We start from the raw sequence: 26,055 nt of genomic DNA, 5'->3' as shown, positions 1-26,055 counted from the left end.
GCGCAATATTAATCATGCGCTGTCTCTTAATTAAACCACTTCTTCCTCAGGGCTATCTTAATAGCTGATGCTTTATTGGATACGTGCAGCTTTTCATAAATATTGGCTATATGCTTGCGCACGGTATGCGGGCTGATGAAAAGGCGCTCGCCTATTTGGGTGTAGTTTAATCCGTCAACAATACGGTTCAGGATCTCCAGTTCGCGGGAGGATAGTGAGCAGTCATCGGCATCTTCTTTGGGTTGCTCAACCGCTTCAGAAGTGTTCCTCAGCATGGCCAGGGCTTTGCGTGCTATCCGGGGCGACATGGGCACCCCGCCTTCATAAACAATTTCGGTAATGGCTTTTACAATGTTCGATACCCGTTCGTCTTTCAGTAAATAACCGCTTGCGCCCGCCTTAATGGCCTCAAAGAGTTTCTCGTCATCATCAAAAACAGTAAGCATCAAAAAGTGTACATCGGGGTAAATTTCTTTGGCGATGAGTACCGCCTCTATGCCATCCATCACGGGCATTTCAATATCCATAAGCACCACTTGGGGGCGCTCATCTGCTTTAAAAACCTTCATTCCCTCTAAAAAAGCAGATCCATCGGCAGATTGTAACACAACGCTGATCTCTTTGTAATAAGCTATCTGCTCGCTTAACGACTGGCGCAATATGCGTTTATCATCAACAATGGCAACCGGTATACTCATGATGTTGAGGGAAATAGGTTTATAAAAATAGGGAATAATATTTAAAAAGCCACCCCGCCTGCACGGGGCAGCTTTTTAAATATCTGCGTACGAGTTATGATAATAACGGTTTAAGTAATATACGCTTTCAACTTTTATTGTTGCTGCCTTCGGGCTTGCGCAAGCCAATAAACATAACGCCGATGGTTATCAATACCAATACTAATGTGTTCATGGCAATGGGTTGGTAATTTGCTTTAGAAATTGAAGCCCAGGCGTGTGCCGATGAAGCCCGCACCGCTGTAGCCTTCGTACCTAACACTCAGATCAAGCGCGCCAAGTTTTAAACCAAGGCCCGGAGCGTAAGTAAACGATGAACCGCTTGCTGATACCGTGCCGCCGTTACCGTTGCTTGCATATGATTTTGCAATGGTGATACCAGCTTCGCCAATGGCGTAGAAGTTGTCGCTCAGCATGTATTTGTAGCCTGCTTTGATTGGGATATTGATCTGTGTTTTTAATTTATAACCGCTGCCCAGGTCTTTAGGGATAAAAGCGATGACACCCGAAGTAATGGTAAACGCGCTCGAAGCATCCAGCCCGATGGTTGCGCGTATGGTAGCGCCCGCGCCAAAGCTGTAGGCATTGTTTAAGTTACCAACAGGCAGCGCGCCTTCGAAGCCAAGGCCAAGCGAGAATTTTTTGTAGTCGCCATCTTGCGCGTAAAGTTTTGAGGTTGTTACCGCTGCCAGCATAACAATAACCAGTGTAACGATTTTTTTCATTGTTTTAAGGATTTTGTGTTTAGTGAATAATTGATGTTTTTAATAGTACTAAGCAAGCGGAATTGGAGGCCGGCATCAATACCACATATGTAGTATTTTTGATTACCCGACGCACCTGATGATGCCGAACATACTGCTGCGCCCGAGCATCGCGTCGGGTCTGAAGAGCTTTAACGAAAAGATAGATGCCGACAGTCTGAAAGTTTCGCTGAAGGCTTCCGGCTTTAAAACAAGCTGGAAAGCACTATGGAAACCATGCTTTACCGCATTATACAGGGAAGCACTAACAATGTTATTAAACATGCCAAAGCTACTCACTTCAATATCACCTTAAACCGCACCGCCGCAGGTATTAGCGCCATTATTAAAGATAACGGGATAGGCTTTGACAACAGTAAATCCGAAGATTGTACCGGCATCGGTTTAAAAAATATTCAACCCCGCATAGCCTATTAAGGGTACAATAGCTTACCATTCAGGGCCTGGGCAGGGTACTGTGGTAGATATTTTGTCCCGGTTGAATAGTGATCCCCTTAGCACAGTTTAACGTCAGGCGTCTACAATAAATTTTTCGTTACACCTCAAATACATAAAAATGAGTTAAATTGTACCGCCATAATAAAACCGATGTATTTCATTCTATCTAAGGTACTTTACATACTTATACTTCCATTTATGTGGGTGTTTGGCCTGTTACTATATGCCATTTTCACCAAAAACACCAAACGGGCGCGCAAGCTGCTTATCTGCTCGGTGGTGTTGTTATACCTTTTTGGCAACCCATTGTTAATGAGACTATACGTAAATGCCTGGGACATTAAACCCTACAACCCGGGCACTACCAAATACAGCAGCATTATTTTATTAGGTGGCTTTGCGACTGAAGACGCAAATGGCCATCCTTTTTTTAATGATGCGGCCGACCGCTATACCGAGGCAGTAAAGCTTTTGCAGAATGGTACGGCATCGCACCTACTGGTTACCGGCGGCAACGGCAACCTTAACCCAAGCGGCTTCCGCGAAGGGACATTTGTGCAGGCCGAGCTTCGTAAACTGAATATCCCAGATAGCGCGGTACTCATTGAAACCCAGGCACGTAACACTTTTGAAAACGCCTCATTCTCAAAAGCTATATTAAAAAAAACAACGCTTAAACCCCCATATTTATTGGTAACTTCTGCCTTTCATATGCGGCGGGCGCTTTTGATCTTTAAAAAGGCCGGGCTACCGGTGGTTGCATACCCCTGCGACTATTATAAAACCAACAGAGGAAGCATATCTTTATGGGATATTTTGCCCGACACGGTAGTGTACGGCACCTGGAACACTTATATTAAAGAATTAATTGGCTACGTGGTAGCACAGCTAAAATGAACATGAAACGATTACTTATACTCTCCCTTTTATCCGCACTTGGCCTGCAATACACACAGGCGCAAACTCTTAAAAAAACAACATCGGGCAATCCAATTTTTGAGGGATGGTATGCCGACCCGGAAGCCACCATATTTGGTAAGCAATACTGGGTTTACCCCACCTACTCCGATAAATACAACAAACAGGTACACTTCGATGCTTTTTCGTCCTCAGATCTTATCACCTGGAAAAAACACGATAACGTGCTTGATTCATCTAACGTGAAATGGGCAAAACGCGCCATGTGGGCTCCTGCTATTGTAGCAAAAGGAGGCAAATACTATTTATTCTTCGGTGCCAATGATATCCAGAACGACCAAACTGTGGGCGGCATAGGCATAGCCGTAGCCGATAAGCCCGAAGGTCCTTTTAAAGATTATTTAGGCAAGCCTTTGATAGATAAGTTTTACAACGGCGCGCAGCCGATAGACCAGTTTGTTTTTAAAGATAAAGACGGGCAGTACTATATTATTTATGGCGGATGGGGGCATTGCAACATCGCGAAGCTAAAAGATGATTTTACGGCGGTAGTGCCTTTTGCCGATGGTACCATGTTCCGGTCTATTACGCCGGAGGGCTATGTAGAAGGCCCGGTGATGTTTATCCGAAACGGCAGATATTACTTTATGTGGTCGGAAGGCGGGTGGACCGGCCCCGACTACCGCGTGGCCTATGCCATAGCTGATAATCTGAACGGCCCCTTTAAACGCATAGGTACCGTTTTAAAACAGGATGCTGCCGTGGCAACCGGGGCGGGGCACCACTCCGTAATAAAAGTACCGGGTAAGGACGAATATTATATTGTGTACCACCGCCGCCCGCTTACCGAAACTGATGGTAACCACAGGGTAACCTGCATTGATAAAATGATATTTGATGCCAAAGGCTTTATTAAACCGGTAAAAATTACAAATACGGGCGTAACAGCCCAAAAGCTAAAGTGATGGGTAAAGATTTGTGAAACGGGTATTTCATATTGCTACCTACATAATCGCCATGCTGGCGGTGAGCAACTGTTATGCCCAGGTAATGGCTCGCCTACTTTAGAAACTAAAGTGGCGGGCTGGGTAATTATACGCTAACAAAAAAAACGGCCGCAGGCATACACCCACGGCCGTTTCATTTGAAAACATCACACTTAAACTATCTTCATGTTCTCGGCATCCCAGCGGATCACCCGGTTCTCGAAATAACTATCGTTACAGGCCAAACAAGGTGCGGCGGCCCTAAAGCCAAACACCGCGTCTTCAACTACCTTGGTCTTATTACGTACTGAATCAAAAAAGTTGGCAAAGTGGTCGTTGGAGGCGTTATACCCATCAGGTGCGCGGTAGGTTACATCCGGGAAATGCGGCCTTGTTCTTTGCGCTTCGGTATAGCGTTTATTATAATCGTCCATCAAAGCTTTTTGCTGCGCTTCGGTATAGGTAAATAACGAATCCCAGCCGCCAATGCCCGGCGCTTCGGCCATTTTACTTTTGCGGATGCTGAAGCCCTCGCCTTCGCCGCCCAGGTCTATCACCCCTTCCGAACCTGTAATTTTTGTAGTGCTGGAGCCGCCATCGCCGCTCACAAAGTTCACCCGTAAGGTAACCTGGAAAGCAGGGTGTTCTTTGGTTTCTCCATAATGGATAACCGCGCTCATTACATCGGGCACGTTCCGGCCATCCTTCCAGTAGGCGAGGTCGCCGATGGAGTAGATCTTCTCAGGGCCTTTAGAGCCGGTGATGAAATGGATGCCACTCAGCAGGTGCACAAACAAGTCGCCCGCTACACCGGTGCCGTATTCACGATAATTTCTCCAGCGGAAAAAGCGTTTCGGATCATAATCATATTTAACTTTGGCGTTGGATTGAAACCTTGCCCAATCCACATTTTGTACCGACTGATCCAGCGGCATAGTATATTGCCAGGCACCCAGGGCATCCTGCCTGTTAAACGATGCTTCGATAGAATTAATCTTGCCGATAGCACCGGCCTCATACATTTCCTTTGCTTTTTTATAAGCAATGCTGCTCACCCGCTGGCTACCCACCTGGAAAACCATCTTAGTTTCCTGCTGTGCCTTTATTTCGGCAAGGCCCTGGCTTATCTGGTGCACCATTGGTTTTTCGCTATAAACGGCTTTGCCCGCGCGCATGGCATCAATAGCTATCTGGCTGTGCCAGTTATCGCTGGTGGCAATGATAATTGCGTCGATATCCTTGCGGTCTATAATATCCCGGTAATTACCTGTAGTATATAAGCCTGAACCATAAACTTCTTTAGCGCGTGCTAACCTTCCCTGGTACAGATCGCAGGCGCCAACCAGTTCCACGCCCGCTGTGGTAAGCGCCGCATTGGTATCGTTAAAGCCCATAATACCCATGCCAATGGTGGCAATACGTATTTTATCATTTGGAGTGATGCGTTTTTGGGCGCGTAACTCCCGTATCTCGTTCTCCTCTTTCGCCGCCAAACTGGTGAGCGAAGCGGAGGTTAACAAAACCGAAGTACCCAGGTGTTTGAGAAATTTTCTGCGATCAGTTGACATGTTTTAATAATTAAGCTTAATAATTGGTTTATAAAATTGCAGGCGCAATTGTGAGATGTATAAAGGGCAATTTAACAAAAAAACTAAAATGAAATTTTATTTCGCGATAATAAGTTTGGCGCTAAAGCACTGAAAGATACTGTTGTAAAAAAACTTATTAATTTAATTTAAAAAGTTATAAATTGCATCCCGATACCCCCTTATAAACCATCAATTTATTATCAATGAAAAAATTATCCTTACTGGCATTTTTCTGCCTTATTGGTTCGTTAAGTTTTGCGCAGCAAGCCGCCACGGATATTGCCATCATCCCCGAACCTGTTAAAATTACCAAACATGCCGGGCAGTTTACCCTGCCAAAAATTGTGGTGGTGCAAAGCAGTTCGCAGCCCGAAATGACCCCGATATTGGATCTGCTGAAGAAAAAATTCAGCACGGCAGCAGGCAAAGTGGTAACAGTAAAGGCAACAGCACCGGCTGCAACCATTAAACTGGTGCTTAATAAAAAAGCCGATGCGACAATTGGCAAAGAGGGGTATTTTTTATCGGTAAAAGCTAAAGGCATCACCATAAGCGCCAACCAACCCGCCGGTTTATACTACGGCGTGCAAACGCTGATGCAGTTACTGCCAAAGGAAATTGAAGGCCTGGAGGTTGCTAAAAATGTAACGTGGGCCGTACCTGTGGTAGATATTACTGACTATCCGCGCTTTGAGTGGAGGGGCTTGATGTTTGACGTATCGCGCCACTTTTTTACCAAGCAGGAGGTGAAGCATTTTATCGACGATATGGTTAAATACAAATTTAACCTGCTGCACATGCACCTTACCGATGATGAGGGATGGAGGATAGAAATAAAAAGCCTGCCCCGCTTAACAACCGTGGGTGCCTATAATGCAAAACGTGAAGGTGCCTTTGGCGATTTTATACCGCCACCGGCAGATGAACCACGTACCTACGGCGGTTTTTACACCCAGGACGATATCCGCGAAATTGTAAAATATGCTAAGGACAGGTTTGTAGATGTTATGCCCGAAGTGGATGTACCCGGCCATAGCCTTGCAGCTATAGCTGCTTATCCGCAGTTAGCCACCGCCCAGGGGGCGGATCAATACAAGGTGCGTTCTGGCGAGAAGATCATGGATTGGTCGAAACCCGGCCACCCGGCTTTGGTAGATAACAGCCTTAACCCTGCCAGCGAGTACACTTACGAATTTTTAGATAAAGTGGTAGGTGAAATAGCGGAGCTTTTCCCCTTTGCATACATACATATGGGCGGCGACGAGTGCGCTAAAAACTTTTGGGAGCAAAGCGACCAGGTAAAAGCACTGATGGCGAAAGAAAACCTTAAAACCATGGAAGAAGTGCAAAGCTACTTTGAAAAACGCGTAGAGAAGATAGTAGAAAGCAAGGGCAAAAAATTTATGGGCTGGGATGAGATACTGGAAGGCGGAATTGGCCCCAATGCTGCCTTGATGAGCTGGCGCGGTATAAAAGGTGGTATAGAAGCTGCCAAAATGGGCCACGAGGTGGTAATGAGCCCAACCACTTATGTTTACCTGGATTACATGCAAAGCGATAAGATAACCGAGCCACCAGTATACGCAACCCTTCGCCTGAGCAAAACCTATGAGTTTGAGCCGGTGCCGGACGGCGTTGACGCTAAACTGATAAAAGGCGGGCAAGCCAACCTTTGGACAGAGCAGGTGTACAATTTCCGCCAGGTGGAATATATGATATGGCCACGTGCGCTGGCGGTGTCGGAATCGGTATGGTCGCCAAAAGCGAAGAAGGATTTTACAGTTTTCTTCCCCAAGGTGGAGAAACAATTCGCACGTTTCGACCTGAGCGAAACCAAATACTCTCCAAGCGTTTATGATCCAACGTTCAAAGCCATCCGCAATGCGGATAAGAGCTTAGGTGTAACCCTTACGCCTGAAATACCCGGACTTGATATTTACTACAGCTTTGATAATTCATCGCCTGATAGGTTTTACCCAAAATACACCAGCACACTTTTAGTACCTATTGATGCCACACAGCTAAAGGTGGTTACCTACAAAGGTAAAACCCAGGTTGGCCGCCAATTGATTATGCCCGTAGCAGAGTTACAGAAAAGAGCGGGGAATTAGTCAGTTAGCAGTGGGCGGTTGGCAGTTGGCAGTGCCTTGCATGGAGTGGATTTCAGTTGGCATTAAGTAGCCTAATTGGGCGTCGCTTCGTAGTTGGTTTGCTAAGTTCCAATGCTCCGTTAGGAGCAACCGCTTTGTAGAAAAATTAGTACAGATAAATAGTGCGCCGTAGGTGCTACCCTTAATCAGCCGACCTGTGGGTAGCACCTACGGCGCACATTTACTTTAATTATACGACTTCTACAAAGCTATAGCGCCGATGGCGCAAGATCTGCACTTACTTTAGGCCGTTAACTGTATACTGAAAACTTACTGCTAACTGCCAACTGCCCCCCTATTCGTTTATTTTCATGCGGGAAAAGGGAAAACCGTTGCAGCCGGTTTTGGGACGCTTGCGATCTGCTTTGGCCATGCTTTCGGCTATTACATCGGTTTTAGCGTCGTAGGCGGTTAAACAATAGCCCCATTTCCAGGGCGACATGTTTTTAAACTCCATAAAATCTATCCGGGTGTATAGGCCGCCTTCGCCGGGGTTGCCATCATTATTGCGCGCCACCAGGTATTGCTCTTGCAAATTCCATTTAACAATACGGTATTTGCTACGTGGCAACTGTGTCCACAGGGTATCGCTTATCTCGTATTTAATGCCGTAATCATCCTTAAACTTCCCCTTCATAAACTCGGGGATGGTATCATTATGATGCACGGTTTTACCGGTAACGCTAACTACCGAAAGGAAAAACACAAACAGCAATATTTTTTTCATCCCGCAAATATAAGGGGATTAGAGAATAAAGCAGATGCTATTATTTCATTGCCAAAAGCGGCTCATAGTTTTTACGGTAATACCAGGCCAGGAACAGGTTTCCAATCAATAACAATACGGCCATCAGGATACCTTCCGGCGCAACGAAAATATGTGTCAATAATATATTTAACGTTATCGGGAATATCACAACCGTAGCGAGGGGAACAAACCTGCCAATTAAAAAGGCTATGGCACAAACTAACTCCGTTACTTTGATAAATGTCATTAAATAGCCAGAAGCCATTATCCCCGCCATAAAAGTTTTATTGGCTTCACTCATCTCCGGCATTTTGCCCATGTCAATTTTAAACAGTACTACCACTGATGCAAAAAGGAACATCAGCCCCATCAGGGTGCGTACAATAATCATCGCGATCTTCATAATATTTAAGGTTTAATAGTTTATTCTTTAATTTCTAAATTCACCATCCATTGCAGCCCGAACTTATCGGTACACTGCCCAAACCAGGCACCCCAAAACATTTTCTCAAGCGGCATTTGCACAACGCCACCTTCGGATATCCCATTAAAAAACCTGTGGGCATCCTCCAAATTATCGGGCGTAAAGGCTATAGAGAAATTGTTGCCGAAGGTTAAAGTGTGCCCAAATGCTTCCAGTGCATCAGTACCCATCAGCGTAGTGTTTCTGCCAAGGGGCAGGGCCACATGCATTATCTTTTCCTGGTCTTCGGGGCTCATCTGCCCGCCGTGCGGGGTATCTTTAAAGCGCTGCAGAAAAGTAAATTCGCCGCCGAATACGCTTTTGTAAAAGTTAAAGGCCTCTTCGGTATTGCCCAAAAAGTTTAAATACGGATTGAACGTTGCCATCTGTTTTATATTTTATGGTTGTTTTTCTATGATCTGTTTCAGGTTTTGCAAGCTGATGACCAAGTCTTTGCCCAACATTTCGCCCATATCCATAAACAGCAGTATAGCGTTCATGGGATAAGGCATTTTGCTGGCAAAGCCCCATTTTACCAAAGTGCTGTTATCAATAGCAGGCTCGGTGATGATATAGGAATCTGATACTCCGGCGAAAGGCTTTACAAAAGTTATCTGGATATCTATCCGCTTGCCGTTCTCAATTTTTTTGATCACCTGCTCGCCGCGGCCGGCTTTATTGTCGCTATCCCAGGCGTAGGCGAAACCTTCGGTGCCATCTTCGCCCTTATAATCCTTCTGCATCATGGGGTCTACCATCACCCACTTGTTGTAATTATCCATGTTTTTCAGGTTTCGCACGTAGCCAAAAACCTGCGCTACCGGTTTGTTAATGGTTATTTCGCGCTCTACGGCATAATCGCTTTTGGCAAAGGCGGCGGCAAGCAGCAACAACACAACTATCGCTGCGATTATTGCCAGGATGATGAAAAGGATATTCATAATTGTGGGGCTTTTAATTAGGGTTTACAACGTGTAAATTACTTATTTTTCCGCTGAAAATACGCCCCATTTCACGCCAAATTTATCGGTAAGGTTTCCCATAGTACCGGCAAAGAATTCCATTATCGGGTGAGTAACATTTCCACCTTCTGCCAGCTTATCAAAAGCGCTTTTCATTTCGGCTTTAGTTTCATAAGTGAGCATCAGCGTTATGGTTCCCGGCGATACCGATGAATTTCCCGGCAAGTCGGTTGCTAATAATGTAAAATCGCTGCTCTCTAAGCTGGCGTGCAGGATCATATCCTGGTGCGAGCCCGGGAACATATCTTTCATTGGTGATTCCTTCACTACCTGCAGCGTTAGCTCTCCACCGATAACTTCCCGGTAAAACGCCATTGCCTGGCGGCAGGTATCGTTAAACCCGATGTATGCATTAATTTTAGGCATGGCTTATTGTTTTGTTAAATAAATATAAGTGTTTTAAATAAGTACTTCGCAATGGTGCCCGTTTAACTGTAGCAGGGCAATTACCTGTTTCGGGCAAAACTCCGGGCCTTCTACTCGTAGTACTTTGTCGCAATCCTCCAGGTCGAAATTTACCCGGCGCACTGTAAAGCGTGCTGCGATGAGGCCTATCAACATCTGCGATTTGCTTGCATCGTTCACATTTGTTTTGAAAACTTCTACCATATCCATTTGCTGACACTACAAAGGTGCATTGCTTTTTCCCAAGCGCCGGGGTGTAATTACGACATTCTAAGGGGTTGATTGCGACGGAGTTTCCATTTACTTTTGATACTATGAAACACATATCGATCCTTATTCCGCAGGGCAATGCCAGCCTAAGCAATATAGAAGCGACCTATAAAATGTTTACCGAGGTGAACAACGCTTTCGACAGGATGAAAAAAGCCCCCTTGTTTAAGATCCAACTCGTGGGGCTAAGTAAAGAGACCACGCTTGGAAACGGCTTATTTGTGATAAAGCCCGACCTGACGATTGGCGAGGTTGCGAAAACCGACCTCATCATTATCCCGGCGGTACATGGCGATATGGCTAAAGTAGTAAGTGATAATGCAGATTTTATCCCATGGATAACTAAGCAGTACAAAGGTGGCGCCGAGGTGGTTTCACTTTGCATCGGTGCGTTCATACTGGCATCAACCGGCTTGCTGAAGGGGAAAAGTTGCACCACCCACTGGCTGGCAGCGGCGGAATTCAGGCAGATGTTTCCGGATATTAACCTGATGCCTTATAAAATCATTACAGACGAAGGTGGCATTTACACCAGCGGCGGTGCCTATTCTTCGCTGAACTTGCTGCTATATTTGGTAGAAAAGTTCTCGGGACGAGATATGGCCATCACCTCATCCAAAATGTTCGAGATAGATATCGAGCGAAATAGCCAGTCGTTATTCATTATTTTCCATGGGCAAAAAAATCACGAAGATAACACCATTAAAAAAGCGCAGGAATATATAGAGCAAAACTACGCCGGCAAAATTACGGTGGACCACTTAGCATCAACCCTGGCCATGAGCCGCAGGCACCTGGAGCGCCGGTTTAAAAAAGCCACCTCCAATACCGTGGTAGAATATATGCAACGCGTACGCATAGAGGCCGCTAAAATGAGCCTCGAAACCCTGCGCGAAAACGTTAACGAGGTGATGTACAACGTAGGCTATACCGATACCAAAGCCTTCCGCGAAACATTTAAAAAAATAACCGGCGTATCGCCGGTGGAATACCGTAATAAGTATAATAAGATAGCGGTGGCAGCACATTAATACCTAAAAACAACTTATCGGCATATTAATCTTTTGAGTTTCGAATAAAATACCTGTATTATTATAGGATATTATTTTTCCTAATTCATGGTAAATATTTCTTTTAATTTTAGCGCAAAGCCATTAGTATTGGCCCTGGCTTTGTTTATTATCCCTTTATTTAATTGGGCGCAAACGCCACCTCCTGCCAAAACCCTGCCCCAAATTTTAAGCGAATTGCAAAGGCAGCCTGATAACCTCAGCCTTAAATTAGACGCGGCTAAGGCTTATCTGAAAAAGGGAAGTGCAGATACCGCCGAAGTGCTACTGAACGAAATTACCCTGGCCGCAACGCAAACCAACAACGCCAAAGCCTTTATACAAGCCAACATTAGCCTGGGCCGGATGTATGCCGATAAAGGAGAGAATGTAAAATCGTTAGGGATCTACCAAAAGGCTTTGCATAAAGCGGATGACGTTGGCGATAAAACCTTAACCGCGCATATTTATAAAGGCATTGGCGCGCTCTACATCAGCTGGAAAAAGTTTGAAGAGGCTTTAAGCTATTACGAAAAAGCCGAAAAACTGGCCCTTGAAGTTAACGAAGAGGAACTGGCCGCCGATTGCCAAAACAATAAAGGCACCGTTTACGAGCAGCAGCTAAAATATGATAAGGCCATAATAGCGTATAAGAACGCGCTGGATGTTTATACTAAAAAGAACATCCCGGCAAAAATAGCTATGGCGCTTAGCAATGTGGCCATTGTATACAAATTCCAGAAAGACTATGCTGCCTCGTTACAGTACAACTTCAAAGCAATAGATCTTTCTTTAAAAACCGGTGATGAGTGGATGATGGCCGCCACTTATAATAATATCGGCAACCTGTATGGCGAGCTGGGCGATTTTAAAAACGCCAAGCTTTATTGCGAAAAAAGCATAGCTATCGCCACAAAAATAAACGCTATCGAAATTGTTGAATCGGCCTATGATAGTATGGGGGACGCGGCAGCTAAAGCGGGCGATTACAAAAGCGCTTTTGAATATCATAAGCTGTATGCCCAAAGCAAAGACAAATTCATCAACCTGGATAACACCCGGCAGCTATCGGAATTGAACGTAAAGTTTGAAACCGAACGCAAGCAAAAACTGATACAGCAACAGCAGTTTGAAATAAGCCGCAAAAACTACTGGCTGTTTGGCTCGGTTATATTATTAATTCTGGGGGTATCTTTAGCCTTCCTTATCATCCGCAAAAATAAATACAAGCAGGAAAAACGCCTGCAGGCCGAAGTATTTAAGCAACAGGAGATAGCAACCAAATCGCTTTTTGAAGGCGAGCAGAAAGAGCGCATCCGCATAGCCCGCGATCTGCATGATAGCATTGGCCAGATGCTTTCGGTCATCAAAATGAACATCTCGGTGTTACAACCACAGGATGCAGAAGTGCCCGCGGTAAACAACGCCCTTAATTTAGTCGATAAAACCATTAACGAAGTTCGCCACATATCGCACAACCTGATACCCGAAGGGCTTAATTTCGGTCTGTTTGCCGCCTTGGAGGATCTTTGCCAAAAGGTGAACCTGGCGGGTGGTACCGAGGTGATGCTGAACGTGCCCGAAGATATCAGGCAATACCAGTTTGCCAAGCCCAACGAGCTTTCGATATACCGCATTGTGCAGGAAGTACTAAATAATATGATGAAGCACGCGCAGGCAACGCACATCGATATTGATATCGTTCAAAAAGAAAGCAACCTTACACTGAGCATCAAAGACAACGGAAAGGGCTTTGATGCCAGTAAAATAGATGAATCTAAGGGTATCGGCTGGAAAAATATCGCCGCCCGGGTAAACCTGCTGGATGGTAAGATGCAGGTACAAAGCGAACAGCTTAAAGGCACGCGGATAGAAATATTTATACCGGGGATGTAATTTTAAAGCTTATTGCCTATATAAAACCAAACATTAACACAGGCTTAATATGCTTTTTGTAGGTTTGTAGCAAATAGCTAATACATGGCAACCCTGTTAAAGTTTTTGGTACCAAAAGACCGCGCATTTTTTGACCTGTTCGACCAATCGTGCACTATCAATATACAAATGGCCGAACTGCTATTTAAATTGGTAAGTGGCGAATCGGAAGACCATAATATTCAGCTTAACCAAATAAGCCGCCTTAAACAATCAGGGAACGAGGTAAAACACAAGGTTTACCTGGCTTCGGCAAAGGCCTTTGTATCGCCATTTGCCCGCAGCGATATGTATGCTTTGGCCTCTTCAATCAATAACATTTGCGATTATATCCATATTTCATCGCGCAGATATAGCCTGTTTCAATCAGAACCGGCAAGCCCGGCTATCAAAGAATTAGCGGGTATTATTATAGAAAGCTGTATGGAATTGCAGGCAGCTGTTACGGGCCTGAGTAATTTAGATAACTCGGATGCGATAAAAGACAACTGTAATAAAATTAAGCAGCTGGAGCATTATGCCGACCAGGTATCGGGCAAAGCCGTTAGCGCGGTTATGGAGATCGAAAAAAACTCGGTAGAACTAATCAAATATACGGAGATATTAGCCGCTCTGGAGCGCACTACCGATAAGTGCGAACACGCTACAGTGGTGATAGAGAGCATCATTATCAAAAACAAGTAGGCTATTCCTTATCCGGGTCAGATGAATCGATGGTATCGGTCAGCTCATCTTTTTCAAACGCTTTTTCATCTTTACGGTTACGTACTATTAACCATATTACCACCCCTACGGCCAGTAGAGCCACTAATCCGATTTCGTAATAATTGATCTGCATGATTATAACATAGCAATAGGCGTGCCTAATTGGGTCAATGTTAAGCACTTATAATATGCTTAACATAATGATAACATTGGATTAACCTTACAGTAACCTATCTTTGCACAATAATTCGCAGCTATGAAAAAAAATAAACTGAAGGCCTTAGTAAAATCCGCCCGGAAAAACACAACCGAAACTATTAAAGCAACACTTGTTGCCCAACTAAAAGAAGCAGCCGAAAAACTTGGTGTCGCCTCCAAAAAAACAACAAAAGAAATTGAAAAAACGGCTAAAAATTTAGCTAAAAAACTTTCAGCAGAAGTTAAAGTAGATAAAGACACTCTTGCCAAAGCAGCAACTGAAGCTAAAGAAGTTGCTGTAGTAAAAGAAACTGTTGCTGCTGAACCAAAAGCAGCAAAAACTACTAAGCCAAAGGCCGAAAAGGTAGCCGGATAATTAGCTTACCTGATAATGGTAACCGAACCCGCGGTGGTTTGGGTTTGATCGAGGTTTATGAAATAATAATACACGCCGGATGGACATTGTTTTCCGGCGTTTGTTTTTCCATTCCATTCCTCAACATAACCTGTTGAATGGAATACCTGCTGGCCATAACGGTTATACACCCTCACTTTAGCATTTCTAAAAGCATCTACCCCGGGAAAACTCCAGGTATCATTCACGCCATCTCCATTGGGCGTAAACAAGTTGGCTGTGGTTGGCCTAAAAGGTATGGTTGCATTGTTCACCACAGGATCGGAAGTAACAATATCGCTGGTGGTACAATCGGCATTGCTTGTTAAAACACAGGTGATCAAATCGCCGGGTACCAGCTTGTAAGCGATGAAAGTATCCGATCCCGAGCCCGCATTTACGCCATTTATCTGCCATTGATACAAAGGGCTGGTTCCCGCGTTTTCTATTGTTGCTTTGTATGTTATAGATACGCCGGCTTCAACCGAGACGGGGGTAATGCTTATTTTTGGTGTAACCAGCGGGATAAGCGTTACCGTATACGGCAAACTGGCAGCCGTTGTACTTGCCTGGCATACTTTCGCGTTACTGTACATGGTACAGGTAACCCTGTCACCCTCATTTAGCTGGCTTGATGTAAATGTTTTGGCATTCCCGTTTGGGGCTGCCACCAGGTTTACATACCATTGGTAATCAGGCGCATCTCCGCCGTTCACCGGGATAGCAGTAAACACCACGGCGCTCCCTGCGCAGGGTTTTGTATCGCTCCGTTCAATACTGACCGAGGGGTTCTCTGCCGGGATATCATCTATCCTAATAGGGTTGCTTTGCACCACATTTGTAGTAATGCACACGTCGGTACTCGTCATTTCGCAAGTCACCTCATCCCCCTTTTTTAATCCTGTCGGAGAAAATGGTATGCTAACATCAGTAACTAACGGACCAACGTTGATATGATTTACCTTCCACTGATAGGTTGCCCGATCGCCGTTATAGGTTGGCACACCGGTAAAGGATGGGTTAGGGTACTCCGCACAAATAATATTAGATCGTGTGGAGATCGTAATCACCGGCACCTTAAGGTTGGTAATGGTTATAGCATTGGAGTTGATCTCGCAGCCGGCTTTGGTAACTATTTTAACAAAGTACTTACCGGCGATGTCGGCTTTAAAGGTGTATGGTGTGTTTTGTGCGGCTTGCTTAGCAACCGTTGTGGTGTTTTCGTATATCCACTCAACAGATTCAATCGGGTCGGTAGCAGAGGCGGTGAGCGTGCTGCCAATACAGGTATTGCCGGTAAGGTTGCCAATGGTATTGCAGGCGTTTGTTTTTTTGGGCCTGTCCTTTTTTGTAGTATCCTGCTGGGTGGTAACTGGCTTCACTACATAACTGTTGCCAGCCTTGCATAAAGCAACCATATTAAAAAGCAGGAAAAACAGGGTTACAGCAATGCCGGGCCTCACGTATCGGGTTAATTGGTATTGCTAAAAATAAGAATGTTTTATGAGTATTGCTTACCGAACCAATGTTAAATGTTTGATTCCGTGCCTTTCCAATACGTATTGCGCCAGGTGCGTTGCGCGGCCTCGCTCAGGAATGTCCAGGCAACAATGCGGCTCACCTTTTGGCCCTGGGCCATATTGATGGTTTTAACCTCTATGGCTTTTACTTTACTTAAGGCGCGGTATACCGCAGCAAGTGTGTCTTTTTTGGATACGAGGGTAGAGAACCACAGCACCTTATCGGCAAAAAGCGCGCTCTGATCAACCATGTTGCGGATGAACGCCACCTCGCCGCCCGGATACCATAGCTCGGTATTTTTTCCCCCGAAGTTTAGCTGCGGCTGTTGCGGTTTGCCATTATTCAGGTTCTGCAGTTTCTTTAATGTACCTGCCTGCGCGTCTTTCAGCGAGGCATGAAAGGGCGGGTTACATATCGTAATATCAAATATTTCGCCCTGCGTAATTGCGCCTTTAAATATATTGGCCTTGTTGCTTTGCGGACGAATTTTAATAGATGAGCTCAATTCCGGGTTTGCAGACGCGATCTTATTTGCCCAGCGGATAGCCTCGGCGTCGGTATCGGTACCGGTGAATTGCCAGCCGTAAACACTGTTGCCTATCAGCGGGTAAACGCAATTGGCGCCAACACCAATATCCAAAACTTTAATGCTTTTCCCGGTAGGGATAGCGCCGCCATAGCCTTCTGCCAGCAGATCGGCAATGTAATGGATATAATCTGCGCGGCCGGGTATTGGCGGGCACAGGTATCCCGCAGGGATGTCCCAGTAATTGATGCCGTAGAATAATTTAAGCAAAGCCCGGTTCAATTCTTTTACCGCTTCCGCATCGGCAAAGTCAATCGACTCGATCTCGTACTGATTCAGCTTAACAAACGGGCGTAGGGTAGGCGATGCCTTGATCAGTTTATCAAAATCATAGCCTGCCCGGTGCAAATTGCGGGGATGCAAACTTTCTTTCTCGGCGGGCTTTTGTTTTTCGGCTGATGGCATAGTTTAATTTATAGCGATGCCGCAAATATCGGCATTCCTGTACAAACACAGGCAGCAAACAATTGCTTTATCAAACTACCTTTCGCGGCGCAGTTTGTCGCGGTGCGTGGCACCCCACTCTGCTAATGCCTGCAATACATTGCCAAGCGTATCGGCATAAGGCGTTATCTGGTACTCTACCACCACCGGGATCTGCGTATGAACAATCCGGGTAACAAAGCCATTCATCTCCAGCTCCTTCAGTTCGCTGGATAATACCCTTGCCGAAATGCCGTCGATGGCCCGCTGGATCTCGTTAAAACGCTTGCTCCCCTCGCGCAGGGCGAGTATTACCCGTAATTTCCACTTACCGCCAATTACATACAACGCATCGCCGATGGATGTTAATGCAACAGAACACTCTTTGCCAGCCGGCTCAACATAACTCATAACTTACTTATTTTCAACTTACTAACAGAAAGGTTACTACTAACCTTTTGTATACTACTAATATTTTATAAGCAAATGTAGATAGATTTGTTCACATAAAATATAAACAACATGAAAAAAATACTTCATATCATTTCGAGCCCGAGGGGTGCCGCTTCGCTGAGCATCCAACTGGGGAACGCGATCATCAGCAAGATAAAAGAAACCTACCCGGGCAGCATTGTAGTGGAGAAAGACCTGGCTAAAAAACCATTTCCCCACCTGGAGGAAGCGCAACTGACATCATTTTTTACCCCGGCAGAAAACAGAACGCCCGAGCACGAGGCCGCTATAAAGCATTCAGACGAATCCATACAGGAGATAAGGAATGCCGATATTATTGTGATAGGTGCACCGCTTTACAACTTCCAGATCCCTTCGACCCTAAAAGCCTGGATAGACCATATTGCACGCGCGGGAGTTACTTTTAAGTATGATGAAAATGGCCCCGAGGGACTGATAAAAGGCAAAAAGGTATACGTAGCCATCACATCGGGCGGGATTTATACCGAAGGGCCGATGAAAGCTTTCGACTTCATTGAACCCTACCTGCGGGCAACACTAAGCTTCCTGGGAATGGCTGATATCTCTTTTTTCAGGATAGAGGGTTCCATGGTACCTGGCGTAAAAGAGACCGCCATAGAAAAGGGTGTTGAGAGTATCCTTATAGACTAAGTGCCCACAGCAATGGGAACGCATTGCTTCCCATTGCTTTCTTTTCAGATCATTTCGCTGGTAAAAACCGCTAATTTATAAATACTCCCATCCACCGAGCTGGCGGGAAACAGCCAGCCTTGTAAAGCTACTTCGGGCGTACAGGGTCCATAGGTGATCACCGTAATTTCTCTCCGCAATGACTCTTGTTTTAAGCGATCTAAAACCTGCAGCAGCATCGTTCCCTTAAATGGCGTGTACATAAAGAATACGGTACCATTCGAATAATCAGCTTCCCGGGCATCGGTATTCATAAATTCTACATCAGGCAAATTAAGCGTGCCGGCAACTTCGCTTGCATAAGTGCAAAACGCAGGCTCAAACTCAATGCCTTTAACCTTGATACCGGCAAGCAGGTTTACCAGCATGGCTACCTGCCCCAGTCCGGAACCGATATCGAAAAACACATCCTTCCCGTTAAATCGGATCTGCTCTATTATTTCAAAAACAATTCTCGCCGGTGTTTTCTGATAGTAAACCATTCCCTCCTCCAGTGTTTGTACCGGCGTGGGGATAGCGGGACCGGGCAACAAGCCATTCATAAAAACATCAAGGTTATCGTAGCCAATCTCTTGTTCTCCACCTGGTCTTAATTCAAGGTCTGTGCATTCTTCTATAAGGCTTTTAAAGCCTTTTGCTTTATATGTGCCTGTTTGGATAGCTGCCCGGAGTTCCTCAAAAAGATTACTATTGATGTGCCCGAGTTCCTGTACTATTCTGTCTGCTTCGTTTCTTAACAAAAGCAATTCATCCGGCGGGGTTATTTGGGTTATCAACGCATCGATATGCCCAATAATGTGGAAGTCGATAAAGTCCAGCGCTTCCACACGGGCGCTAAAGTTCTTAGGCTGATAAAGAAGCGTATTACTACGTACCGGTCCCAGATCTGATCGGATTTCCTGCAAAGCTGCTTCGTCGCTATTTTCGATCATAAACTGGGGCGGTGTTCATTCGCAAATATACCGGCATTAATTGCATTGCCGCTTTAAATTCATCCATACAAAAAAAGCGCTTACCCATTTACGGGAGCGCCTTTCTCAATTGTTGTGATGGAATTTACTATTTTGGAGGGCAAAGCTGCATAAACGTTACAATGCTGCTTGCCTCGTAAGATTGGATATCGCCGGTTGGGCAGTGGATAGCGTAATTCCTAAAGGTGAGGTTCCTGTCGGTATCGCGGTTTTTCCAGCCGGTGTTGATGTTGCTACGTACCCAATCCAGGTACTGGCTTTGGCCGCCATCGGTTATTAGCTGCATCATATACTGGGCAAATATGGCTTTCAATACGCCCTGCTCGTTAAAATCGCCCTCGGCGGGCAAAAGTCCGTTGCTGCACATTTTAGTTTGGGTGTAGCCTGCCACCAGTTTGGCATCATCCAGGTAGCTTACTTCCTTTGTCTCTTTATAGAGCGCGATAGCCGCGCCTATCGCGGTGCCCTGGTTGTAGGTGTAATCCTCGTATCCCGGTGGATTATTGCCAATTTTATGATCGGCAATGCGGCCGGTTGCGGCTTCCATCAGATTTGTTTTCGACCATGCGTAAATGGAGTTGGCTTTATCAAGGTAACTTGCATCTCCTGTAATTTTGTATAACCGCATAGCCGCGATAACCGTTGGGTAGTTGATACAAGCGTTTTTGCCGCTATGTTTAAAATCCCAGAACATGCCGCCGTTTGCCGGGTCATAAGATCCATTCCATACGCGGTTGAAACCGGCTTTAGCTTTTTGCAGGTAAACATCATTGCCGGTAAGCTGATTGGCGCGGGCCAGTGCCATTACCCACCACATCATATCATCATAAATAAACCAGGTGGTGGTATTGTCCCAGTTATAACCGTCGTACTGGTTAAAACCGCCCTGGTACATATCGTTTATCATGGTCATTTGCGCCGGGTCTTTGGTTCGCTCGTAAACGTTCATGGCCATGTCCCAGTAAATGGCCTGCGTCCATATGGCGGCCAGGCCATCGCGGCGGGTAGTGCTGTAATACAGCCTGGCGCTGGCATTGTAAAAATACCGGTTAAAGGCCGTGTAAGCGGTGGTAGCATCGGCAGCAGTAAAGGAGGTTGGGGTAGTGTCTACCGGTTTGGTATCGACCGGCTTGGTGCCTTCGGCACCCTTACTGCAGCTAACGGCTGTGATGAGCATGCTCATGGCCATTACATAAAATACTTTTTTCATAGGTAGATGATTTATTTATCGTTTGTTAGTGAGTAAGGCGCGTCTGCAGGCTGTGTGCCTTTTTGCTTATTAGGCTGCGCCGACATACCGAAATTGAGCGTGGCCCCCTTCAGCAAAGCCGAATGGCCGAGCCAGTTAAGACTATAAGGCTTCCCATTCACATTCAGGCTATTCACATAGCGATTTGTGCTGCTGTTATTGGCGGCATTTATGATGATGGTTTTACCGTTCTCCAGTGTCACGGTGATCTTTTTAAACAGTGGCGCACCCAATACATACTGATCGCTGGCGGGTGTTACCGGGTAAAAACCCATTGACGAGAAGATGTACCATGCCGACGTTTGGCCGTTATCCTCGTCCCCGCAATAACCATCGGGTGTTGGTTTATACATTTTGTCCATCACATCACGCACGTGCTGCTGGGTTTTCCAGGGCTGGCCTGCATAGTTGTACAGGTAAACCATATGCTGTATAGGCTGGTTGCCGTGCGCGTACTGCCCCATCCCCGCTATCTGCATCTCTCTTATCTCGTGAATTACCTGCCCGTAATAGCTATCATCAAATACGGGCGGAAGGATGAATACCGAATCGAGCTTATTTACAAACTTTTGATTGCCACCCATCAAATTGATCAAGCCCTGCACATCATGGAAAACGCTCCAGGTGTAATGCCAGCTGTTGCCTTCCGTAAAGGCATCGCCCCACTTAAATGGGTTAAACGGACTTTGAAATTTGCCGTCCTTATTCTTACCCCGCATCAGCCCCGTTGCCGGGTCGAACAGGTTTTTGTAGTTCATGGCGCGCTTGCGGTATAATTCCGTTTCGGATGCAGGGCGGTTCAGCGCTTTGCCCAGTTTATAGATGGCAAAATCGTCGTAAGCGTACTCCAGCGTTCGGGCCGCATTCTCATTTATTTTTACATCATAGGGCACATAGCCAAGGCTGTTGTAAAATTCAACGCCGCGCCGGCCGGTAGCATCGGGCCCGGTATTATTTGCGCCATGCAGCAGGGCCTGGTAAAGTGTTTGAATATCATAACCGCGGCCGCCCTTTAAATAAGCCTCCGCAACTACCGATGCAGAGTTATTGCCTACCATTATATCCGCATAGCCCGGGCTGCTCCACTCTGGCAGCCAGCCGCCTTCTTTATAATCGTTCAGTAGCCCCTCCTGCATTTCTTTACTCATTGATGGATAAACGAGATTGAGGAAAGGATACAAGGCCCTGAAGGTGTCCCAAAAACCGGTACCGGCGAACATATAGCCGGGCATTACCTTACCTGTGTACGGGCTGTAATGCACTATTTGGTTTTTACCGTCGAATTCGTACATCCGGTTTGGGAAGAAGAGCGCCCGGTACAGGCAGGAATAGAATGTACGGGTTTGATCAACGGAACCGCCTTCCACCTTAAGCCGCCCTAAAGTGTTATTCCAAACGGTTTTCGCTTTTTGCTTGGTAGCCTCGAAGCTTTCGTTACCCAACTCACGTTTTAAATTCAGCTCGGCTTGTTCCTGGCTGATAAAGGAGGATGCTACCCGCAGGTTCACTGTCTCGCCTTTATTGGTTTTAAAACTGATAACCGCACCAGCATGGTCGCCGGTATATTCCAACTTGCCTTCATCCACATCCTTATTATGCCAGGCCGAGGCAGTAAAAGGTTTATCGATATAAATAACAAAGTAATTCTTAAAATTTGATGGCACAGCACCACTGTTGCGGGTACTGTAACCCACTATTTTGTTCTCACGCGGGATGATCTTTATGTACGAGCCTTTATCAAAGGCATCTATTACAATATGCGAGCTATCACTTTTTGGGAAGGTGAACCTAAAGCTGGCGGCACGCTCGGTCGGCGTAATTTCGGTGGTGATATCGTAGTCGGCCAGGTAAACACTGTAATAATAGGGTTTTGATACCTCTGCTTTGTGCGAAAACCAACTGGCGCGTTCTGTATCTTCCAGTTTTATTTTGCCCGTTTCCGGGAAGATGGAAAACTGGCCATAATCGTTCATCCAGGGCGATGGCTGGTGCGTTTGCTTAAAGCCGACGATCTTATCAGCGTTATAAGTGTATTGCCAGCCGCTGCCCATTTTACCGGTTTGTGGTGTCCAGGTGTTCATACCCCAGGGCAGTGCTACCGCAGGATAGGTATTTCCGTTTGATAGGGAAGGCTTGGAATCGGAGCCCATTAACGGGTTCACCAGGTCGGCGAGACTTGAGGTATTAACCTGTGCAAATGCAAAGGTCGGCAAAAATGCCAGTAGGGCTAATAGTGTTTTTTTCATTTATATAATATAAGCGGGTAGCGGCTTTTACACAGCCATACTACACCTGCACGGAATTTCCGTGCAGGGCAGTGATGGCCGCTCTTTAAACCAACTAAAAATATCTTACCAACTCAATTCAACTTTAATCCCCGCGGGGTCGTTAGCAAAGCCGAGGTATATGGTATTTGAGGATGCATCCCAGGATGTTTTTACATCTGTAAGCTGTTGCCCTTTGCTATCGGTAACTTTTGTGACTTTGGGTTGTGCCGGTAGCAATACACGCATACTGTTTAATGTTTTAACAGGGCTTTTAACCACAAACGAGTAGGTGTTACCCGTTACTTTCTCGTCGTAAGCCCTTGCCGCGGCAGCCAATACCTGTGGTTTTGCTTTATCAGCTATTCTGTTGGTGTTGTACAATAACGATTGCTCGCCCGGATTGATCACCTTTTCGGCAAGCACCGGTAGCTGCGGATCAAACAGGTCGATCACCGGGCCTTTGATGGTGTAAGGTTTGGCATCGGTGTTCTCGTCCATTACCGAAACCACATCATAGGGGCCGCGCTCCAGGTACAGGCTGTTCTTAAATTCCAGCTTGCCTGCATTGGCGTCTTTCTCGTAACCGTGTTTCACCACATCAATGAATTTGGTATCGGCATTGGCCTGCAGTACAAACTCCTTTGGGTTTTGGCGGATGATGTATACCGAGCCTTTGCCATAGCTGAACTTCTCCTGCCCGGAAACGCCGTTAACCTTCATGAGTTGGAAAAGGTGCTGAGATGGAGCGGTAAACATATTGCCATTGGTATCCCACCATTCCATAACCGATTGGTAGGGATCGTCGTCGCGGCCGCAATAGATGAGTACACCGCCTTTTTTAACCCATTTGGCCAGTGCAGCATGAATTTCTGCCGATACCGGTTTCATGTTAGAATAACTCACTATCAGCACCTTAATGTTTTTTAAGGTAGCGGCGTAACTCAGGTTTTCCATGTGTACCGTTTGTACCGGCACGCCACGCTTTAGCAACGGCAGCGTTTGCCCGTAAAAGTTAGAAAATTGCGGATCCTCGAAACCATTGTGCGTTGGAAAGCGCTGAAACATGAGCGAATTACTCATTAAAACGCCTATCCCGTTAGCCCCTGTTACCTTGTTTGCTGATGCCGGCATGCTGTTTAAAGCATTCACCATGATCTGCATCTGTGTAGAATAATATTGCGGTATCAGCACCTTTTCGTTACTGTTGGCTACCTTATAAGGGTGGGTGTAAATACGCTCGGGCCAGGGCATTACTTCATAATCGGCAACTGTGGGGTAAAGCAGCTTGGCTGTAAAAGTGGCCTGGTAGTTCTTTTTATAATCGGCCCAATCGCGTGGCCAGTCCTCAATTGGGTCCGTCAAAAAATACATTTTGCGGCCCGTTGGCGCGGTCATAGATACCATGGAACCATACTCCAAAAAAGCATTCTCAAATACCCGCTCTTTTCTTTGCCCGTTGAAAAACGTAGGCTCGCGGGAGGTGCCCGTCCATACCTGTGCGATGTAGCCATCAATACCTGGCAGCGAAGCCAAACTCGCTTCCGGACTCACAATTTGCCACGATGAATAATTCACCAGCGAATGCGTGGCGATGTAAACCTTAATATTTTTCCCTTTGCCTTTACCGTAGGCTTTGGCGTAGTTAGATGTTTCTTTAATAGCCTCGTAATACAGGTGGTATTTCAATTTGCTGGAGAGGTAGGTATTCTCGGCCGATTCGTGCTGTGGTTTCCAGGGGAAACCATAATATTTTTGCCATTCTTCTTTAAAAGGTTGGCTGTAGCCTGCTCTCGCCCAAAACTCGGGCTCTTCTAAAAAGATATCCGTTATCCCGGCATCTATCACCCGTTTGATGACGGCGGTTTTCATGTATTCGATAAAGGATTTAACCGGCACCACATAAGGCATATCCTTACCATGGAATATCGTATCACCTTTTTGAGTAACCTGGCCAACACCCAGGTGGTTGATGCCATCCCACTTGCCTAAAAAATAGTCTTTGTAATCGCCCCAGGCAATGCCGGTCATAAATTGGGTTTGATAACCATGGTCGCGCCAGGATTGCACACGCTGTTCAAAGGTCATTCCCGGCCTGTCGTTCACTCCGTAAACAATGGCAATATCAGATCGCACGTCTATCTCGGGGATCCAGGGGCTGCTGGTTTGGAAGGCTGTTTTCTGCTTCAGTTCTGCGGGCTTTCCGGACTGGGCGTAAACTCCTCCCGTTAGCGCTGCAAGTGCGCAGCTTAATAAAAAATTTCTCATAGGTGGTATTAAAAAACCTGCCCGGGGCGGTTGGACCTCCGCCCCGGAACAGGATGAACAGTTTTATCTAAGGAACACTAATCGTTTTCACATCTGTGTAGTTGTAGTACTTTAAACCGTAATTGGTACGGGCACCTATGCGCAGAAAATAATCGCGTTTGGTGGGGAGCGGACCACCTTTTGTAGTCAGGGTAATGGTTTGGCCCAGTTGGGCATTGGCCGATGAACCGCTAAAATCAATCTGCGGCGAATACCGGTTATCGTAATTGTTATTGCCCACAAACTTGTTTGAATTCAGGAACAAATGCACATCGGTAATATCATTCTGAAACGCCGCGTCGCTGGTTCCGCGGGTGATCTTAAAGCTGGCCGAGATGGTACCATCTGCATTGATCACGGGCTCGCCTACCCATTCTACCCGCAGTAAAGGATCAACCGAAAAATTAACGGTAGTGGTTCCTTTTATATCAACCGTTTGGCTTTTATCAACCACTGTTGCACCCGAGCTATTGGTTTGCACCAAGGGTACAAAGGCACCTTCGGCACTAATTTTATTTTTGCCTGCAAACAGTTTGGTGTAGTTAAAAGTACCATCCTGCATGGATGCAATGTAGAAGGGCGTTGGGTTGTCACTCCAGCTGATCTCCAGCAGTTTGATGCGTGTACCGCCGCCGCCGTTCTCGGTTTGCAGGGTTTTGCCTGTGCCGGCGTCAATTACGCTGCCCGTAAGGGTTTCCTGCGGTTCTTCGTAATTATCCAGTTTTTTGCATGACGACACCCCAAAGGCTATCGCGCATACGGCTATTGTATATAATATCTTTTTCATGTTGTTAGCTGA

Annotated in this window: 27 protein-coding genes; 9 read left to right on the top strand and 18 right to left on the bottom strand. The window is 46.0% G+C overall.

What is annotated here, in order from left to right; all coding sequences use genetic code 11:
• Positions 1 to 26 precede the first annotated feature (26 nt).
• Complete coding sequence (locus tag IDJ77_RS07700) at positions 27 to 698, bottom strand: response regulator transcription factor (RefSeq protein WP_191188357.1); 672 nt, start codon at positions 696 to 698, stop codon at positions 27 to 29.
• Between the two features lie 236 nt (positions 699 to 934).
• Positions 935 to 1,462 (bottom strand): outer membrane beta-barrel protein, encoded by a 528-nt coding sequence (locus IDJ77_RS07695; RefSeq protein WP_191188356.1) that lies wholly within the window; start codon positions 1,460 to 1,462, stop codon positions 935 to 937.
• A 246-nt stretch (positions 1,463 to 1,708) separates the two neighbouring features.
• Here IDJ77_RS07695 and IDJ77_RS07690 point away from each other — a divergent pair, with 246 nt between their 5' ends.
• From IDJ77_RS07690 to IDJ77_RS07680, 3 genes are all read left to right on the top strand, one after another.
• Positions 1,709 to 1,918, top strand: a complete 210-nt coding sequence (locus IDJ77_RS07690) for a sensor histidine kinase (protein WP_191188355.1) — start codon at positions 1,709 to 1,711, stop codon at positions 1,916 to 1,918.
• A 171-nt stretch (positions 1,919 to 2,089) separates the two neighbouring features.
• Positions 2,090 to 2,836 carry a YdcF family protein gene (locus IDJ77_RS07685; RefSeq protein ID WP_191188354.1) on the top strand — a complete coding sequence of 249 codons (747 nt, stop codon included), beginning with the start codon at positions 2,090 to 2,092 and terminating at the stop codon, positions 2,834 to 2,836.
• A 2-nt stretch (positions 2,837 to 2,838) separates the two neighbouring features.
• Positions 2,839 to 3,822: a glycoside hydrolase family 43 protein gene (locus IDJ77_RS07680; RefSeq protein ID WP_191188353.1), complete on the top strand. Its 984-nt coding sequence runs from the start codon at positions 2,839 to 2,841 to the stop codon at positions 3,820 to 3,822.
• Between the two features lie 194 nt (positions 3,823 to 4,016).
• Here the strand turns inward: IDJ77_RS07680 and IDJ77_RS07675 are convergent, their stop codons facing one another.
• Complete coding sequence (locus tag IDJ77_RS07675) at positions 4,017 to 5,411, bottom strand: Gfo/Idh/MocA family protein (protein ID WP_191188352.1); 1,395 nt, start codon at positions 5,409 to 5,411, stop codon at positions 4,017 to 4,019.
• Between the two features lie 224 nt (positions 5,412 to 5,635).
• On the opposite strand from IDJ77_RS07675, the gene IDJ77_RS07670 reads away from it, so the two are divergent.
• Complete coding sequence (locus IDJ77_RS07670) at positions 5,636 to 7,543, top strand: beta-N-acetylhexosaminidase (RefSeq protein ID WP_191188351.1); 1,908 nt, start codon at positions 5,636 to 5,638, stop codon at positions 7,541 to 7,543.
• Positions 7,544 to 7,877: 334 nt separating this feature from the next.
• Here IDJ77_RS07670 and IDJ77_RS07665 read toward each other — a convergent pair whose 3' ends face one another.
• From IDJ77_RS07665 to IDJ77_RS07640, 6 genes are read right to left on the bottom strand one after another with little or no spacing between them, the layout of a single operon-like run.
• Positions 7,878 to 8,309: a hypothetical protein gene (locus IDJ77_RS07665; protein WP_191188350.1), complete on the bottom strand. Its 432-nt coding sequence runs from the start codon at positions 8,307 to 8,309 to the stop codon at positions 7,878 to 7,880.
• Between the two features lie 40 nt (positions 8,310 to 8,349).
• Positions 8,350 to 8,733: a DoxX family protein gene (locus IDJ77_RS07660; RefSeq protein WP_191188349.1), complete on the bottom strand. Its 384-nt coding sequence runs from the start codon at positions 8,731 to 8,733 to the stop codon at positions 8,350 to 8,352.
• Positions 8,734 to 8,753: 20 nt separating this feature from the next.
• Positions 8,754 to 9,179: a VOC family protein gene (locus IDJ77_RS07655; protein ID WP_191188348.1), complete on the bottom strand. Its 426-nt coding sequence runs from the start codon at positions 9,177 to 9,179 to the stop codon at positions 8,754 to 8,756.
• Positions 9,180 to 9,191: 12 nt separating this feature from the next.
• Entirely contained in the window at positions 9,192 to 9,734 is a 543-nt protein-coding gene (locus tag IDJ77_RS07650) for an SRPBCC family protein (RefSeq protein ID WP_191188347.1), read from the bottom strand.
• Positions 9,735 to 9,776: 42 nt separating this feature from the next.
• Positions 9,777 to 10,181 carry a VOC family protein gene (locus IDJ77_RS07645; protein ID WP_191188346.1) on the bottom strand — a complete coding sequence of 135 codons (405 nt, stop codon included), beginning with the start codon at positions 10,179 to 10,181 and terminating at the stop codon, positions 9,777 to 9,779.
• 33 nt (positions 10,182 to 10,214) lie between these two features.
• Entirely contained in the window at positions 10,215 to 10,430 is a 216-nt protein-coding gene (locus IDJ77_RS07640) for a hypothetical protein (RefSeq protein WP_224751002.1), read from the bottom strand.
• Between the two features lie 104 nt (positions 10,431 to 10,534).
• On the opposite strand from IDJ77_RS07640, the gene IDJ77_RS07635 reads away from it, so the two are divergent.
• The 3 genes from IDJ77_RS07635 to IDJ77_RS07625 all read left to right on the top strand — a co-directional run bounded on the left by IDJ77_RS07635 (position 10,535) and on the right by IDJ77_RS07625 (position 14,158).
• Complete coding sequence (locus IDJ77_RS07635) at positions 10,535 to 11,521, top strand: GlxA family transcriptional regulator (protein ID WP_191188345.1); 987 nt, start codon at positions 10,535 to 10,537, stop codon at positions 11,519 to 11,521.
• Positions 11,522 to 11,608: 87 nt separating this feature from the next.
• Positions 11,609 to 13,435 carry an ATP-binding protein gene (locus tag IDJ77_RS07630; RefSeq protein ID WP_191188344.1) on the top strand — a complete coding sequence of 609 codons (1,827 nt, stop codon included), beginning with the start codon at positions 11,609 to 11,611 and terminating at the stop codon, positions 13,433 to 13,435.
• Positions 13,436 to 13,519: 84 nt separating this feature from the next.
• A complete protein-coding gene (locus IDJ77_RS07625) occupies positions 13,520 to 14,158 on the top strand; it encodes a DUF47 domain-containing protein (RefSeq protein ID WP_191188343.1) in 639 nt (212 codons plus the stop codon).
• A 1-nt stretch (position 14,159) separates the two neighbouring features.
• Here IDJ77_RS07625 and IDJ77_RS07620 read toward each other — a convergent pair whose 3' ends face one another.
• Positions 14,160 to 14,312, bottom strand: a complete 153-nt coding sequence (locus tag IDJ77_RS07620; RefSeq protein WP_191188342.1) for a hypothetical protein — start codon at positions 14,310 to 14,312, stop codon at positions 14,160 to 14,162.
• Positions 14,313 to 14,435: 123 nt separating this feature from the next.
• Here IDJ77_RS07620 and IDJ77_RS07615 point away from each other — a divergent pair, with 123 nt between their 5' ends.
• Positions 14,436 to 14,753, top strand: a complete 318-nt coding sequence (locus tag IDJ77_RS07615; protein WP_191188341.1) for a hypothetical protein — start codon at positions 14,436 to 14,438, stop codon at positions 14,751 to 14,753.
• Between the two features lie 5 nt (positions 14,754 to 14,758).
• On the opposite strand, the gene IDJ77_RS27930 is transcribed toward IDJ77_RS07615, so the two are convergent.
• The 3 genes from IDJ77_RS27930 to IDJ77_RS07600 all read right to left on the bottom strand — a co-directional run bounded on the left by IDJ77_RS27930 (position 14,759) and on the right by IDJ77_RS07600 (position 17,712).
• Positions 14,759 to 16,234: a gliding motility-associated C-terminal domain-containing protein gene (locus tag IDJ77_RS27930; protein WP_191188340.1), complete on the bottom strand. Its 1,476-nt coding sequence runs from the start codon at positions 16,232 to 16,234 to the stop codon at positions 14,759 to 14,761.
• 65 nt (positions 16,235 to 16,299) lie between these two features.
• Positions 16,300 to 17,283: a 23S rRNA (adenine(1618)-N(6))-methyltransferase RlmF gene (gene rlmF / locus IDJ77_RS07605; RefSeq protein ID WP_191188339.1), complete on the bottom strand. Its 984-nt coding sequence runs from the start codon at positions 17,281 to 17,283 to the stop codon at positions 16,300 to 16,302.
• A gap of 75 nt (positions 17,284 to 17,358) precedes the next feature.
• A complete protein-coding gene (locus IDJ77_RS07600) occupies positions 17,359 to 17,712 on the bottom strand; it encodes a winged helix-turn-helix transcriptional regulator (protein ID WP_191188338.1) in 354 nt (117 codons plus the stop codon).
• A gap of 111 nt (positions 17,713 to 17,823) precedes the next feature.
• On the opposite strand from IDJ77_RS07600, the gene IDJ77_RS07595 reads away from it, so the two are divergent.
• Positions 17,824 to 18,426, top strand: a complete 603-nt coding sequence (locus tag IDJ77_RS07595; protein ID WP_191188337.1) for an FMN-dependent NADH-azoreductase — start codon at positions 17,824 to 17,826, stop codon at positions 18,424 to 18,426.
• Positions 18,427 to 18,470: 44 nt separating this feature from the next.
• Here IDJ77_RS07595 and IDJ77_RS07590 read toward each other — a convergent pair whose 3' ends face one another.
• The 5 genes from IDJ77_RS07590 to IDJ77_RS07570 all read right to left on the bottom strand — a co-directional run bounded on the left by IDJ77_RS07590 (position 18,471) and on the right by IDJ77_RS07570 (position 26,043).
• Entirely contained in the window at positions 18,471 to 19,397 is a 927-nt protein-coding gene (locus IDJ77_RS07590; protein WP_191188336.1) for a class I SAM-dependent methyltransferase, read from the bottom strand.
• 127 nt (positions 19,398 to 19,524) lie between these two features.
• A complete protein-coding gene (locus IDJ77_RS07585; protein WP_191188335.1) occupies positions 19,525 to 20,646 on the bottom strand; it encodes a glycoside hydrolase family 76 protein in 1,122 nt (373 codons plus the stop codon).
• 11 nt (positions 20,647 to 20,657) lie between these two features.
• Positions 20,658 to 22,931 (bottom strand): GH92 family glycosyl hydrolase, encoded by a 2,274-nt coding sequence (locus IDJ77_RS07580; protein WP_191188334.1) that lies wholly within the window; start codon positions 22,929 to 22,931, stop codon positions 20,658 to 20,660.
• Positions 22,932 to 23,036: 105 nt separating this feature from the next.
• Positions 23,037 to 25,217, bottom strand: a complete 2,181-nt coding sequence (locus tag IDJ77_RS07575) for a type 1 glutamine amidotransferase family protein (protein WP_191188333.1) — start codon at positions 25,215 to 25,217, stop codon at positions 23,037 to 23,039.
• A 67-nt stretch (positions 25,218 to 25,284) separates the two neighbouring features.
• Positions 25,285 to 26,043, bottom strand: coding sequence for a DUF3823 domain-containing protein (locus tag IDJ77_RS07570; RefSeq protein ID WP_191188332.1), 759 nt, complete (start codon positions 26,041 to 26,043; stop codon positions 25,285 to 25,287).
• Between the last annotated feature and the right edge of the window lie 12 nt (positions 26,044 to 26,055).

Origin of the sequence: Mucilaginibacter pankratovii (genome assembly GCF_014773265.1) — a bacterium.
Lineage (GTDB): Bacteria > Bacteroidota > Bacteroidia > Sphingobacteriales > Sphingobacteriaceae > Mucilaginibacter > Mucilaginibacter pankratovii.
This window is presented reverse-complemented; position numbering and strand designations above follow the sequence as displayed.

Coding starts and splice junctions, on each gene's coding strand:
- IDJ77_RS07700 (WP_191188357.1), bottom strand. CDS start 698: ATGAGTATACCGGTTGCCATTGTTGATGATAAACGCATATTGCGCCAG.
- IDJ77_RS07695 (WP_191188356.1), bottom strand. CDS start 1,462: ATGAAAAAAATCGTTACACTGGTTATTGTTATGCTGGCAGCGGTAACA.
- IDJ77_RS07690 (WP_191188355.1), top strand. CDS start 1,709: ATGGAAACCATGCTTTACCGCATTATACAGGGAAGCACTAACAATGTT.
- IDJ77_RS07685 (WP_191188354.1), top strand. CDS start 2,090: ATGTATTTCATTCTATCTAAGGTACTTTACATACTTATACTTCCATTT.
- IDJ77_RS07680 (WP_191188353.1), top strand. CDS start 2,839: ATGAAACGATTACTTATACTCTCCCTTTTATCCGCACTTGGCCTGCAA.
- IDJ77_RS07675 (WP_191188352.1), bottom strand. CDS start 5,411: ATGTCAACTGATCGCAGAAAATTTCTCAAACACCTGGGTACTTCGGTT.
- IDJ77_RS07670 (WP_191188351.1), top strand. CDS start 5,636: ATGAAAAAATTATCCTTACTGGCATTTTTCTGCCTTATTGGTTCGTTA.
- IDJ77_RS07665 (WP_191188350.1), bottom strand. CDS start 8,309: ATGAAAAAAATATTGCTGTTTGTGTTTTTCCTTTCGGTAGTTAGCGTT.
- IDJ77_RS07660 (WP_191188349.1), bottom strand. CDS start 8,733: ATGAAGATCGCGATGATTATTGTACGCACCCTGATGGGGCTGATGTTC.
- IDJ77_RS07655 (WP_191188348.1), bottom strand. CDS start 9,179: ATGGCAACGTTCAATCCGTATTTAAACTTTTTGGGCAATACCGAAGAG.
- IDJ77_RS07650 (WP_191188347.1), bottom strand. CDS start 9,734: ATGAATATCCTTTTCATCATCCTGGCAATAATCGCAGCGATAGTTGTG.
- IDJ77_RS07645 (WP_191188346.1), bottom strand. CDS start 10,181: ATGCCTAAAATTAATGCATACATCGGGTTTAACGATACCTGCCGCCAG.
- IDJ77_RS07640 (WP_224751002.1), bottom strand. CDS start 10,430: ATGGATATGGTAGAAGTTTTCAAAACAAATGTGAACGATGCAAGCAAA.
- IDJ77_RS07635 (WP_191188345.1), top strand. CDS start 10,535: ATGAAACACATATCGATCCTTATTCCGCAGGGCAATGCCAGCCTAAGC.
- IDJ77_RS07630 (WP_191188344.1), top strand. CDS start 11,609: ATGGTAAATATTTCTTTTAATTTTAGCGCAAAGCCATTAGTATTGGCC.
- IDJ77_RS07625 (WP_191188343.1), top strand. CDS start 13,520: ATGGCAACCCTGTTAAAGTTTTTGGTACCAAAAGACCGCGCATTTTTT.
- IDJ77_RS07620 (WP_191188342.1), bottom strand. CDS start 14,312: ATGCAGATCAATTATTACGAAATCGGATTAGTGGCTCTACTGGCCGTA.
- IDJ77_RS07615 (WP_191188341.1), top strand. CDS start 14,436: ATGAAAAAAAATAAACTGAAGGCCTTAGTAAAATCCGCCCGGAAAAAC.
- rlmF (WP_191188339.1), bottom strand. CDS start 17,283: ATGCCATCAGCCGAAAAACAAAAGCCCGCCGAGAAAGAAAGTTTGCAT.
- IDJ77_RS07600 (WP_191188338.1), bottom strand. CDS start 17,712: ATGAGTTATGTTGAGCCGGCTGGCAAAGAGTGTTCTGTTGCATTAACA.
- IDJ77_RS07595 (WP_191188337.1), top strand. CDS start 17,824: ATGAAAAAAATACTTCATATCATTTCGAGCCCGAGGGGTGCCGCTTCG.
- IDJ77_RS07590 (WP_191188336.1), bottom strand. CDS start 19,397: ATGATCGAAAATAGCGACGAAGCAGCTTTGCAGGAAATCCGATCAGAT.
- IDJ77_RS07585 (WP_191188335.1), bottom strand. CDS start 20,646: ATGAAAAAAGTATTTTATGTAATGGCCATGAGCATGCTCATCACAGCC.
- IDJ77_RS07580 (WP_191188334.1), bottom strand. CDS start 22,931: ATGAAAAAAACACTATTAGCCCTACTGGCATTTTTGCCGACCTTTGCA.
- IDJ77_RS07575 (WP_191188333.1), bottom strand. CDS start 25,217: ATGAGAAATTTTTTATTAAGCTGCGCACTTGCAGCGCTAACGGGAGGA.
- IDJ77_RS07570 (WP_191188332.1), bottom strand. CDS start 26,043: ATGAAAAAGATATTATATACAATAGCCGTATGCGCGATAGCCTTTGGG.